The sequence below is a fragment of the Rhodoblastus sp. genome, from assembly GCF_041915505.1.
GTDB lineage: Bacteria > Pseudomonadota > Alphaproteobacteria > Rhizobiales > Beijerinckiaceae > Rhodoblastus.
Genome location: NZ_JAYSBG010000092.1, coordinates 1 through 11,039 on the forward strand (window position 1 = coordinate 1; position 11,039 = coordinate 11,039).

10 protein-coding genes are annotated in these 11,039 nt (G+C 66.1%); 6 read left to right on the plus strand and 4 right to left on the minus strand.

The genetic code is table 11. The features are described from left to right. Nucleotides 1–133 precede the first annotated feature (133 nt). Nucleotides 134–1,756 carry a hypothetical protein gene (locus ACE3S9_RS07945; protein WP_374545907.1) on the minus strand — a complete coding sequence of 541 codons (1,623 nt, stop codon included), beginning with the start codon at nt 1,754–1,756 and terminating at the stop codon, nt 134–136. Between the two features lie 124 nt (nt 1,757–1,880). Between ACE3S9_RS07945 and ACE3S9_RS07950 the strand changes: the two genes are divergently transcribed. From ACE3S9_RS07950 to ACE3S9_RS07960, 3 genes are all read left to right on the plus strand, one after another. Next, complete coding sequence (locus tag ACE3S9_RS07950; RefSeq protein WP_374545908.1) at nt 1,881–2,606, plus strand: TlyA family RNA methyltransferase; 726 nt, start codon at nt 1,881–1,883, stop codon at nt 2,604–2,606. Nucleotides 2,607–3,007: 401 nt separating this feature from the next. Then, a complete protein-coding gene (locus ACE3S9_RS07955) occupies nt 3,008–3,880 on the plus strand; it encodes a class I SAM-dependent RNA methyltransferase (protein WP_374545914.1) in 873 nt (290 codons plus the stop codon). Between the two features lie 21 nt (nt 3,881–3,901). Then, nucleotides 3,902–5,326, plus strand: coding sequence for an FAD-binding oxidoreductase (locus ACE3S9_RS07960; protein ID WP_374545915.1), 1,425 nt, complete (start codon nt 3,902–3,904; stop codon nt 5,324–5,326). On the opposite strand, the gene ACE3S9_RS07965 is transcribed toward ACE3S9_RS07960, so the two are convergent. After that, nucleotides 5,323–5,958, minus strand: a complete 636-nt coding sequence (locus ACE3S9_RS07965) for a TetR/AcrR family transcriptional regulator (RefSeq protein ID WP_374545909.1) — start codon at nt 5,956–5,958, stop codon at nt 5,323–5,325. The genes ACE3S9_RS07960 and ACE3S9_RS07965 overlap by 4 nt on opposite strands. Before the next feature lie 64 nt (nt 5,959–6,022). Between ACE3S9_RS07965 and ACE3S9_RS07970 the strand changes: the two genes are divergently transcribed. Further along, on the plus strand, nt 6,023–7,009 hold the full coding sequence (locus ACE3S9_RS07970) for an MDR family oxidoreductase (protein ID WP_374545910.1): 987 nt from the start codon (nt 6,023–6,025) through the stop codon (nt 7,007–7,009). Between the two features lie 561 nt (nt 7,010–7,570). On the opposite strand, the gene ACE3S9_RS07975 is transcribed toward ACE3S9_RS07970, so the two are convergent. After that, nucleotides 7,571–8,476, minus strand: coding sequence for a LysR family transcriptional regulator (locus ACE3S9_RS07975; protein ID WP_374545911.1), 906 nt, complete (start codon nt 8,474–8,476; stop codon nt 7,571–7,573). A 32-nt stretch (nt 8,477–8,508) separates the two neighbouring features. Continuing rightward, nucleotides 8,509–9,462, minus strand: coding sequence for an L-threonylcarbamoyladenylate synthase (locus ACE3S9_RS07980; protein WP_374545916.1), 954 nt, complete (start codon nt 9,460–9,462; stop codon nt 8,509–8,511). Nucleotides 9,463–9,668: 206 nt separating this feature from the next. Between ACE3S9_RS07980 and ACE3S9_RS07985 the strand changes: the two genes are divergently transcribed. Together ACE3S9_RS07985 and ACE3S9_RS07990 are read left to right on the plus strand one after the other, a co-directional pair. Then, the gene (locus ACE3S9_RS07985; protein ID WP_374545912.1) at nt 9,669–10,418 is read left to right on the plus strand and encodes an enoyl-CoA hydratase-related protein; all 750 of its coding nucleotides are present in this window, start codon (nt 9,669–9,671) and stop codon (nt 10,416–10,418) included. 27 nt (nt 10,419–10,445) lie between these two features. Then, nucleotides 10,446–11,039, plus strand: a 594-nt coding sequence (locus ACE3S9_RS07990) for an SDR family oxidoreductase (RefSeq protein ID WP_374545913.1), incomplete at its 3' end; no start/stop codon positions are given.

Consider the following 11,039-nt stretch of genomic DNA (forward strand, 5'->3'; position numbering starts at 1 on the left):
TACGCCAGGGCCGGGCTCGACGCCAAAGGCATTGTCGCCAAAGTGTTCGAGGCGCTCGGCCGCCCGGCCGCCGCCGCGAAAACGGCGTGAGCCGCGCCTGAAGCGACCCGGGGCAAAACCCCGGGTTTTCTTTTCATTCCACCGGCAATTCGCGCCGCCCGTCCCAGACAGCGGCGAAGGCGCGCATTTTCGTGCGCCAACTGACCTTCTCCATGGCGAGAATGTCGAGGAAATGGGCGAGGCGGCGCGATTTCATCACCGTATAGAAGGTCAGCACGGTCGACGGGATGAAGACCGCCAGAAAGATCACGATTCGATCAAACGTCGGCAGATCGGCGTGGTTGAACAGGTTCATGCCGAGGAAGCCGGTGGTGATGGTGCCGATCAGGCTGAACAGCGTCACCACGGTCAGTTGCAGGATGGTCACCGCCTGACGGCGGAGCAGATCGGCCTCCATGAAGGCCTCCATATCGTTGACCTCCTCCCGCAATTCCTTGAACAGAGCGTCGGTGCGCAATTGGCCTTTCCAGAGGCGGAACACGTCGCGCAGGATCGCCTGATCCGACACTTCGCAGAAATAATAGCGATGGGTGAAGCGCAGGAAGGTCGCCGAAATCAGGCGAATATCATGCCGGAACCGTGATACGGAACGGCTGTCATGGCTTTCCAACCGGCCGATCACCTCCACCAGCCGGTTGGACATCATCAGGATCGCAGCGCGGTGGAAATGCGCGATCAGGCCGAGCATGAAGAATTGATGCCGGAACTGGCCGAGGAAGCCCCGCTCTGCGTCGACAAAGCCGCGATCGCCGGCGCGGCCGATCATCACCAAAGCCTGCTGGGTGCACATGATGCGCATGTTCGGCCAGTCCGGATCGGTCCGGCTGGGGTCGAAATAGCGATCGTAGCAATGAACGCGCTCAAAATCGGCGAGATAGATCGATGACAACGGCAAATCGTCCCGTTCCGCCGGAACCGCCGCCAACGCCAGCCGGGCGAATTCGGCGCGGGTCAGACTGGCCGGGTCCTTCACGGCCAGATAGGTCATCATCGGCATGCGGTGATATTCGAGCGGCCGGTAGCGCACGGCGCCAGGCGCCCCGGCGCGATTCAGCGCCATCGGCCGCAACATGAACGCCCAATGCGCGGCGATTTCGATGGTCTGGGTCCGGCTGACCGCGCTGTAAAATTTCAGCCGGTCGGTATAATCGGCCGCGGCGAGCGGCGCGCCACGGGCGTCGAGCCATTCCACCCGCTCGAAACAATTGGCCGGCTCGCCGCTCTCGCTCCATCCCGCCGGATAGGCGCGGCCGAACCGGTTGATCGTCTCCATCGCCGCATCGAGCGGGATGTTTTCCGCCGAAATCTCGATCACCGGAATCATCACATCGGCGTCGTAGAAGAAGAAGACATCGGCGTGCTCGACCGTGAAGACACGGAAATCCGCATCGCCCGGCGCCCGCATCCGCACCGCCTTGATATCGGTGCGGCGATAGACCAGCAGCGGCGATTCCCCATAGCTGCGCGTGGATTTCGAGCGCTCGCCATAGAGAAAGCGCTGGACATGCGGCAGGAAGGAGACGAATTCCCGATAATGCCGCTCCTGATATTGTGCAGGATCGGACGGAAAATCGTCATCAAGCAGCATCCAGTTGGGGTCGCCGTCGAGCTGGCGCCAATGCACGTCGCCGCTCTCCGCCAGGGGCATCAATTGCAGCGGCCAGAACAGGATCTGACGAAATTTCTCGACCAGCATGGCGCCCTCCCGCCTTGAACTCGCTCTTTCGGCCTTTCGCCTTCTATGCTACCCGCAACGCGGCCCCCAAGGCCATGCGCGCGACTGTCCGCGCGCCTAGACATTGGCATGAGTTGCACGCCGCATGATCCGTCGCGCCGATATCGCTCTGGTTGAACGCGGCCTGTTCGCCAGCCGCGCCAAGGCGCGCGAGGCGATCGAGGCCGGGCTCGTTATGCTCGACGGACGCCCCGTCGCCAAGCCGTCCGAGCCGGTCGCCGATGACGCGCGGCTCGATGCGAGCGCGCCCTATCCCTGGGTGTCGCGCGGCGGGGTCAAGCTGGCGGCGGCGCTCGACGCCTTCGCGTTCGACCCTGCCGGCAAGCAGGCGCTCGACATCGGCTCCTCGACCGGCGGCTTCACCCATGTGCTGCTGACGCGCGGCGCGGCGCATGTCACCTGCGTCGATGTCGGCCACAGCCAACTTCATCCGCTTGTCGCCTCCGACCCACGGGTGACTTCGCTGGAAAAGCACGACGCCCGCTCGCTCGAAGCCGGCGATATGCCCGCCCCGCCGGCGCTGCTGGTCTGCGATGTCAGCTTCATCTCGCTGGAGAAAATCCTGCCGCCGATCCTCGCTTTGACCGCGCCGCAGGCCGAGGCCGTCCTGCTGATCAAGCCGCAATTCGAGGTCGGCCCGGAACTGGTGAAGAAAGGCGTCGTCCGCGACATCGAGGCCCGCGAGCGCGCCTGCCAAAGGATCGCGGCGCTGGTCGAAGGCCTCGGCTGGCGCATTATCGGCCTGATCCCCTCGCCCATCGAGGGCGGCGACGGCAATGTGGAATTTCTGTTGGGGGCGCGCCGGCCATGATCGATCTCAACGCCCATCTCGACATCGAAAAGCTCGGCGCGCGCGGCGAGGGCGTCAGCCGGGGACCGCGCGGCCTGATCTTCACGCCTTTCGCGCTGCCGGGCGAAAAAATCCTCGCCGAAGTCGACGGCGATCGCGGCAAGCTGGTCGAAGTGCTGACCGCCTCACCCGACCGCGTCGCCGCGCCCTGCCCGCATTTCACCCGCTGCGGCGGCTGCGCCGTGCAGAGTCTGGCGCTGCCCGCCTATGAGAACTGGAAACGCGGCCTTGTCGTCGAGGCGCTCCGCAACGCCGGCGTCGAGACCGAGGTCGCGCCGCTGGTCGCCGCATGGGGCGCCGGCCGCCGCCGCGTGGCGTTCCATTCGCGCAACGACCAGCGCGGCAACCCGCATGTCGGCTTCATGGAGGCGCGCAGCCATCGCATCTACGAACTCGACGCCTGCCCGATCCTCGCGCCGGACCTGGTCGACGCCCTGCCCGCCGCCCGCCGCGTGGCGGAAATTCTGGCGCCGCTGGAAAAGCCGCTCGATCTGGTCGTCACCGCCAGCCTGCACGGCCTCGATCTGGATTTTCGCGGCTGCGGCCAGCTCGATTTCGACCGGACGCAGGCTCTGATCGCCGCCGCGCAAGCGCTCGATCTCGCCCGCCTGTCCAATCATGGCGTCCCGCTGATCGAGCGCCGGCCGCCGGAAATCGCGATCGGCCGCGCACGCGTCACACCGCCGCCCGGCGCTTTCCTGCAAGCCACGGCGGCAGGCGAAGAGGCTCTGGCCGGGCTGGTGCGTGACGCCTTGGGAGGCGTGAAAAAGACCGCCGACCTGTTCGCCGGCATCGGCACATTCGCCCTGCGCATTGCGGAATCCAGCGACGTCACCGCCATCGAAGGTGCGGCGGAAGCGCTTGCCGCCGGGTTGCGCGGCGGGCGCGCCGCGACAGGGTTGCGATCGCTCACCGGCGAGGTCCGCGATCTGTTCGCCCGACCCCTTCTGGTTACTGAACTCGACCGTTTCGACGCCGTGGTGTTCGACCCGCCGCGCGCCGGCGCCGAGAAACAGGCCCACGAACTGGCGAAAAGCGCAGTCACGACGGTCGTCGGCGTATCCTGTAACCCGCAGAGCTTCGCCCGCGACGCGAAAATCCTGATCGCCGGCGGCTATGAGTTGACAAAGGCGACCCCGGTGGACCAATTCCTCTATTCGCCCCATGTCGAGCTGGTCGGAGTGTTCCGCAAGGCGGCGGCGAAGCCCGCGCGCAAGCGGCGCCTGCTCGGCTGAGCCGGGCCAGAAATGAAACGGATGGCAATGACTGAGCTTTCTCCCGCTGAGACCGCCGCGCAAATCGCGCAAATCGTCGGCGGGAAATATGTCCTTGCGACGCCGCAGGACATGGACGCCTTCATGACCGAGCCGCGCGATCTCTGGCATGGCAAGGCCGCCTGCGTGGTGCGCCCGGGCTCGACCGAAGAGGTCGCGGCGATCTGCGCCTTCGCCGACAAGCATGGCTTGAAGATTGTGCCGCAGGGCGGCAATACCGGCCTGGTCGGCGGCCAGATCCCGGACCAGACCGGCAAGGAAATCCTGCTCTCGCTCGGCCGTCTCGACAAGATCCGCGAGATCGACCCCGCCTCCAACACCATGATCGTCGAGGCTGGCGTGACCCTGCAGAAAGTGCAGGAGGCCGCCGAAAGCGTCGACCGGCTGTTTCCGCTGTCGCTGGCGTCGGAAGGCTCCTGCACCATCGGCGGCAATCTCGCCTCCAATGCCGGCGGCACGGCGGTGCTCGCCTATGGCAATGCGCGCGACCTCGTCACCGGCCTCGAAGTGGTGCTGGCCGATGGCTCGGTGCTCGACAACCTGTCCAAGCTGCGCAAGGACAATACCGGTTACGACCTGAAACATGTCTTCATGGGCTCCGAAGGCACCTTGGGCGTCATCACCGCCGCCGTGGTCAAGCTCTATCCGCGCCCCCGCGCGGTGGAGACCGCGCTGATCGGCCTCGCCAGCCCGGAAAAATGCCTCGACCTGCTGGTCTTGACCCAGAACATGGCCGGCGCGGACCTCAAGACCTTCGAATTCATGTCGCGCTTCGGCGTCGAGATCGTCGTCAAGCATTCGGCCGGCGCGCGCGAGCCGCTCGACAGCCCGCACGCGTGGTATGTGCTGCTGGAACTGGCCTCGCAGTCGGAATCCGGCCTCAACGACAAGCTGATGGCGCTGCTGGAAGCCGCTTTCGAACAGGAAATCATCGAGGATGCGGCGGTCGCGGCCTCGCTCGACCAGCGCAAGGCGTTCTGGGCCTTGCGTGAAAATCTCTCGGAAATGCAGAAATTCGAGGGCGGCTCGATCAAGCACGACGTGTGCTTGCCGGTGGCCTCGGTGCCGGCTTTTCTGGCCGAGGCGATTCCGGTGGTGGAAAAGACCATTCCCGGCGCGCGGCCCGTGCCGTTCGGCCATCTGGGCGACGGCAATATCCATTTCAACATCAGCCAGCCTCTCGGCGCCGACAAGGCCGCTTATCTGGAACGCTGGGAGGAGTTGAACGAGGCGGTCCATGCCGTGGTGACCCGGATGAAGGGCTCGATTTCCGCCGAACATGGCATTGGCGTGCTGAAGCGCGAGCTGCTGCCCACCGTCAAGACCGGCGTGGCGATGGATGTCATGCGCCGCTTCAAAACCGCGCTCGACCCGCACAACACGCTCAATCCGGGCAAGGTGCTCTAAGCGGAAAGGAGGGCGAAAAAGCCCTCCGCGAACAGCAGCAGCGGCTCGGCGCTGCGGCTCAGCTTTGCGCGCAGCACGGCGCCTTCCCAGCCGATCCAGAAAAAATGCGCCAGCCGCGCGCAATCGTGGCGGGCGGCGATTTCGCCCTTCGCCTGAGCGAGCCTCAAGCAGGCCGCCAGCCGCCGCTCCCAATCCATGAAGACCGCGTTGAGCTGGTCGCGGAACCGTTCGGGCAAGGCCGCCATCTCCTGCCCGAGATTGCCGACCAGACAGCCGCGCCGGAAATCGTGCCGCCTCATGCCCTGTTCGGCGTCGGCAATGAAAGCGCGCAGCCGGTCGAGCGGCGCAAGACTCTCATCCAGCAAATGACGGTCGAGCTTTTTGGCGAAAAAAGCGCCGTAGCTTTCGATGGCTTCGGCGCCGAACGCCTCTTTCGAGGGGAAATAATGGTAGAACGAGCCCTTCGGCGCCCGCGCCTTGCGCAGGATCTCGTCCAGCCCTGAGGCCCCAAAGCCCTTTTCCGTCAACGCCGCCACACCCGCGCGCAAAATGGACTCGCGGGTCGAATTGAAATCCGGATCTTGCTTCGGCGGGCGCCCGCGTTTGCGCGGCGGCGGATTGACCATTTGCATGAAATTATTTTAGACTGATCGTCTAGAAATTGGCAAGGCCCGCTTTCGGGGCCGAGGAGGCCAGATGACCCACTTCAAGGCCATTCGCGTCGACAAGGATTCGTCGGGCTATCGCGCGACCTATTCGGATTTCGACGAATCCGAATTGATGGACGGCGACGTCACGGTGCGCGTCAGCCATTCGACCGTCAATTACAAGGACGGCCTCGCCATTACCGGGAAATCGCCGGTGGTGCGCCGCTTTCCGATGATCCCCGGCATCGATTTCGCCGGCGTGGTCGAAAGCTCGTCTCATCCCGATTTCAAGCCGGGCGATGCGGTGGTGCTGAACGGCTGGGGCGTCGGCGAAACCCATTTCGGCGGCTATGCGCAAAAGGCGCGCGTCAAGGGCGATTGGCTGGTGCCGCTCCACAAGGGATTTACCGCCGCGCAGAGCATGGCGATCGGCACGGCCGGCTATACGTCGGCGCTCGCCGTTCTGGCGCTGGAGAAACAGGGCCTGACGCCCGATCGCGGCCCCGTTCTGGTCACCGGCGCGGCCGGCGGCGTTGGCTCGATCGCGGTCGCCTTGTTGGCCACCGCCGGCTGGAAAGTGATCGCCTCGACCGGACGCCCCGAGGAGGCGGATTTCCTGAAATATCTCGGCGCGACGGAAATCATCGACCGCGCGGAACTGTCCGCGCCCGGCAAGCCGCTCGGCAAGGAGCGCTGGGCGGCGGCGGTGGACGCGGTCGGCTCGCATACGCTGGCCAATGTGCTGGCGCAGACCTCCTATGAGGGTTCGGTCGCGGCCTGCGGCCTGGCGCAGGGCATGGATCTGCCGACCAGCGTCGCGCCCTTCATCCTGCGCGGGGTCAATCTGCTCGGCATCGACAGCGTGACCAAGCCCAAGGCCGCGCGGCTGCAAGCCTGGGAGCGGCTGGCGCGCGATCTCGACAAGACCAAGCTGGCCGAACTCAGCACGACCATCGGCTTCTACAAGGTCATCGACACCGCGACCGACATTCTCGCGGGCAAGGTGCGCGGAAGGGTGATCGTCGAGATCGATTAGGCGTTACGCCGCTCCTCGTGAGAAACAGCGTCGGAAGGCGCCAGCGCTCCCTTCTCCCCTCGCGGGAGAAGGTGGATCGCGGCGCCACGCGCCGCGAGACGGATGAGGGGTTTCAAGCGCGAGAATCGCCCCCTCATCCGGCGCCTGAAGGCGCCACCTTCTCCCGCAAGGGGAGAAGGGATTTGCCCTGCTCGGCATCGACAGCGTGACCAAGCCCAAGGCCGCGCGGCTGGAAACCTGGGAGCGGCTGGCGCGATCTCGACAAGACCAAGCTGGCCGAACTCAGCACGACCATCGGCTTCTACAAGGCCATCGACACCGCGACGGACATTCTCGCGGGCAAGGTGCGCGGCAGGGTGATCGTCGAGATCGATTAGGCGACGCTCGATCCTAGTGAGAAATAACGACCCGAAGGCGCCAGCGCTCCCTTCTCCCCTTGCGGGAGAAGGTGGATCGCGGCGCCACGCGCCGCGAGACGGATGAGGGGGACGCCAAGAGCAGGAACCAACCCCTCATCCGGCGACTGACGCCGCTGCCTTCTCCCGCAAGGGGAGAAGGGATTTACTCGTCGTGGCCGTTGCCGGGCCCGGCCAGCACGGCGCGGCGGCGGCTGAGTTGCGCGCCGGCGTGGTCCATGAAGGCGCGCACGCGCGCGGCATGGCGCAGGTCCGGATGGGTCAGCAGCCACAGCACCGCCCCGCGTCCGGCCATGGGCTCGTCGGTGCAGACCAGTTCCGGGTGCTGGTCGCCGATGAAGCGCGGCAGGAAGCCGATCCCCACTCCCTGCGCGATACATTGCGCGAGACCAACCGTGGTGTTGCAACGCATGGCGATGCGATGCGGTGGGATTTCCTTCTCGATCCAGTCGAATACGTCCACGCCGCCGAAATGCTCATTGAACGCGATGTAGGGATGGCTCTCGTCGGCGAGATCGAAGCCGGCTTCATAAAGCGTCCGCGAGACATAGCGGCCCCAGACCGAGGAGCCGATACGCCGTCCGACCAGCGTCTCCGGCGGCGCATAGGTCGAACGCACCGCGATATCGGCGTCGCGGCGCGACAGGTTCAGCGACTGGTTGGTGACCAGCACATCGAGCTGAATTTCGGGAAAGGCCTTGCGAAAGCTGGCGAGGATTGGCGCCAGCACGTAATTGAACAAGGCGTCATTGGTCGTGACGCGCAGCAGGCCCGAGGGCTTTTCGTCGCGCCCCGCGATGCGGCGCTCGAAATCGGTGACGTCGCGCCCCATGCGCTCGGCCAGGGACACCATTTCCTGTCCGGCTGCGGTGGCGGAATAGCCGTTGCGCGAGCGCTCGAACAATTTGGCGCCGATCATGGCCTCAAGCGCGCCAAGCCGCCGGAACACGGTCGAATGATTGAGATTGAGCGCGGCGGCCGCGCCGACCAGCGAGCCGGATTCGGCAATGCCGCGCACGAGGCGGAAATCATCCCAACTGATCTGATTCATGCCGCCCAAAATGGGTCAAGTCCGAACCAAATTCAAGCTGCTGCAGGGCCGGCGCCCGCGCGAGGCGCGGCTGCGCGGCGCAGGCGGTCGTTAATGGCCTCGCCCAGATCTTCGTCGGGAATTGCGGCGACCGCGATATGGGCGATTCCGCTGGCGTCGAGCGCACGCAACATGGTGAACAGGTTGGCCGCCGCCTCGGCCAGATCGCCCTCCGGCGAAAGATCCAGCACCTTGGCCGGCGCGCCGGCGAAACGCCCGCCGAAATCCAGCCCCGCCTCGCCCTCCCACAAGGAATCCGCATTGAGCCGCACCACCGCGCGCGGCGCATAATGCGAGGCCAGCAGGCCGGGCGCGCGCGGCGCGGCGGATTCGTCCTCCACCTCAACGCCAGCCAAAGGCTCGCCCAGAACGCGTTCGATCTCGGCGCGCGGGACGCCGCCCGGCCGCAGCAGGCGCGGACTGTCGTCGAGCAACGCGACAATGGTCGATTCGACCCCGACCGGACAGGCCCCGCCATTGAGCACGGCGTCGATGCGGCCGGACAGATCGGCCAGCACATGGGCCGGCGTCGCAGGGCTGACATGGCCGGAAATATTGGCGGAGGGCGCCGCCACCGGGCCTCCGGCGGCGGCGATCAACCCACGCGCCGCCTGATTGGCGGGAATGCGCAGCGCCACGCTGTCAAGACCGGCGCGAGCGAGATCGCAGACGCTGGCGGTCTCGGCCAAAGGCAGCACCAGGGTTAGCGGACCGGGCCAGAAGGCGGCGGCGAGCTTTTCCGCCCGCGCGTCGAATCGCCCCTCGCGCCGCGCCGCCGCCACATCGGCGACATGGGCGATGAGCGGATTGAAACTCGGCCGCCCCTTGGCGCGATAAATACCCGCGACCGCGCGCGGGTTGGACGCCAGCCCGCCGAGGCCATAGACCGTCTCGGTCGGAAAGGCGACCAGCCCTCCCCCGCGCAAGATCGCCGCCGCCTCGACCATTCCCGCCGGCCCCGCCGCCAGCAGCCGCGTATTCCGCTTGTCTTCCCTGTTCAATCCGCCAATCCTGTTTGACGGCGGTCGACAAAAATGGTTCACTTATGAACAATATCGCCGCCGCATTCGCGTCATGCGCCATTCGCGTCATGCGCTTCGGTCATGCACATGGCGCCAGAATGCGCGCGAAGCAAGGGAGAGGAAGCCAAACCATGGCGGATGTCGAAATCGCCCGCAGCGGCGCCGTGCTGGAGCTGACGCTCAACCGGCCCGCCAAGAAAAACGCTTTGACCAACGCCATGTATCGGACGCTGACCGACGCCTTGAGCGAGGCCGCGCGTGACGAGGGAATCGGCGTCGTGCTGATCGCCGGCGCCGGCGGCGTCTTTTCCGCCGGCAACGACATTGGCGATTTCATCGCGGCGCTGAGCGGCGGGGAAATGGCGGCGGCGGATTTCATCCGCGCGATCGCCGCTTTCCCCAAGCCGATCGTCGCCGCCGTCGACGGACTCGCGGTCGGTGTCGGAACCACATTGCTGCTCCATTGCGATCTGGTCTACGCCACGCCCGCCGCCCGCTTCGCCTTGCCCTTCGTCGATCTCGGCCTGCTGCCCGAGGCGGGCTCCTCGCTGCTGCTGCCGCGGCGCGCCGGCATGGCCCGCGCCAGCGCCTGGCTGCTGGCGGGCGACAGCTTTTCCGCCGAGGAGGCGCGCGAGGCCGGCCTGATCAACGCCGTGGTGGAGTCCGACGTCCTGCTCGGCACAGCCCGGGAAAAGGCGGCCAAGCTCGCCGCCAAGCCGCGCGCCGCTCTGCTGGCCGCGCGCCGCTTCCTGCGCGGCGATCAGGCCGAGATCCTCACCCGGATCGACGTGGAGCTTGACGCCTTTCGCGCCGCCCTCGCCTCGCCACAGGCGCAGGCCGCGCTCGCCGCCTTTGTCAACAAGAGCAAACAGGCGGGCTGACGCCGCCGAACAAAATGGGAGGATTCCATGGCCGGTCTCGCCGGAAAAACCTTGTTCATCACCGGCGCCTCGCGCGGCATCGGCCTCGCCATCGCGCTGCGCGCCGCCCGCGACGGCGCCAATATCGCCATAGCGGCGAAAACCGCCGAACCGCATCCCAAACTGCCGGGCACGATCTTCACCGCCGCCAAGGAGATCGAGGACGCCGGCGGCCGCGCCTTGCCGCTGACCGTCGACGTGCGCGAGGAGGAGCAAGTGGCGCAGGCTCTGGCGCAGACGGCGTCGCATTTCGGCGGGATCGACATTGTCGTCAACAACGCCAGCGCCATTGCGCTCGGCGGCAGCCAGCAGATCGACATGAAGCGGTTCGATCTGATGCACCAGATCAATGCGCGCGGCTCCTATATGACCGCCAAACTGGCCTTTCCCTATCTCGCCAGGGCGACCAATCCCCATGTGCTGATGCTCTCGCCGCCGCTCGACATGAAGGAAAAATGGTTCGCGGCGCATACCGCCTATTCCATGGCGAAATTCGGCATGAGCCTGGCGGTGCTCGGCCTCGCCGGAGAGTTCCGGTCCGCCGGCGTCGCGGTCAACGCTCTATGGCCGCGCACCACCATC

Excerpts from the sequence above, each read along its gene's own strand:
- ACE3S9_RS07945 (WP_374545907.1), bottom strand. The coding sequence starts at position 1,756 with ATGCTGGTCGAGAAATTTCGTCAGATCCTGTTCTGGCCGCTGCAATTG.
- ACE3S9_RS07950 (WP_374545908.1), top strand. The coding sequence starts at position 1,881 with ATGATCCGTCGCGCCGATATCGCTCTGGTTGAACGCGGCCTGTTCGCC.
- ACE3S9_RS07955 (WP_374545914.1), top strand. The coding sequence starts at position 3,008 with ATGGAGGCGCGCAGCCATCGCATCTACGAACTCGACGCCTGCCCGATC.
- ACE3S9_RS07960 (WP_374545915.1), top strand. The coding sequence starts at position 3,902 with ATGGCAATGACTGAGCTTTCTCCCGCTGAGACCGCCGCGCAAATCGCG.
- ACE3S9_RS07965 (WP_374545909.1), bottom strand. The coding sequence starts at position 5,958 with ATGCAAATGGTCAATCCGCCGCCGCGCAAACGCGGGCGCCCGCCGAAG.
- ACE3S9_RS07970 (WP_374545910.1), top strand. The coding sequence starts at position 6,023 with ATGACCCACTTCAAGGCCATTCGCGTCGACAAGGATTCGTCGGGCTAT.
- ACE3S9_RS07975 (WP_374545911.1), bottom strand. The coding sequence starts at position 8,476 with ATGAATCAGATCAGTTGGGATGATTTCCGCCTCGTGCGCGGCATTGCC.
- ACE3S9_RS07980 (WP_374545916.1), bottom strand. The coding sequence starts at position 9,462 with ATGGTCGAGGCGGCGGCGATCTTGCGCGGGGGAGGGCTGGTCGCCTTT.
- ACE3S9_RS07985 (WP_374545912.1), top strand. The coding sequence starts at position 9,669 with ATGGCGGATGTCGAAATCGCCCGCAGCGGCGCCGTGCTGGAGCTGACG.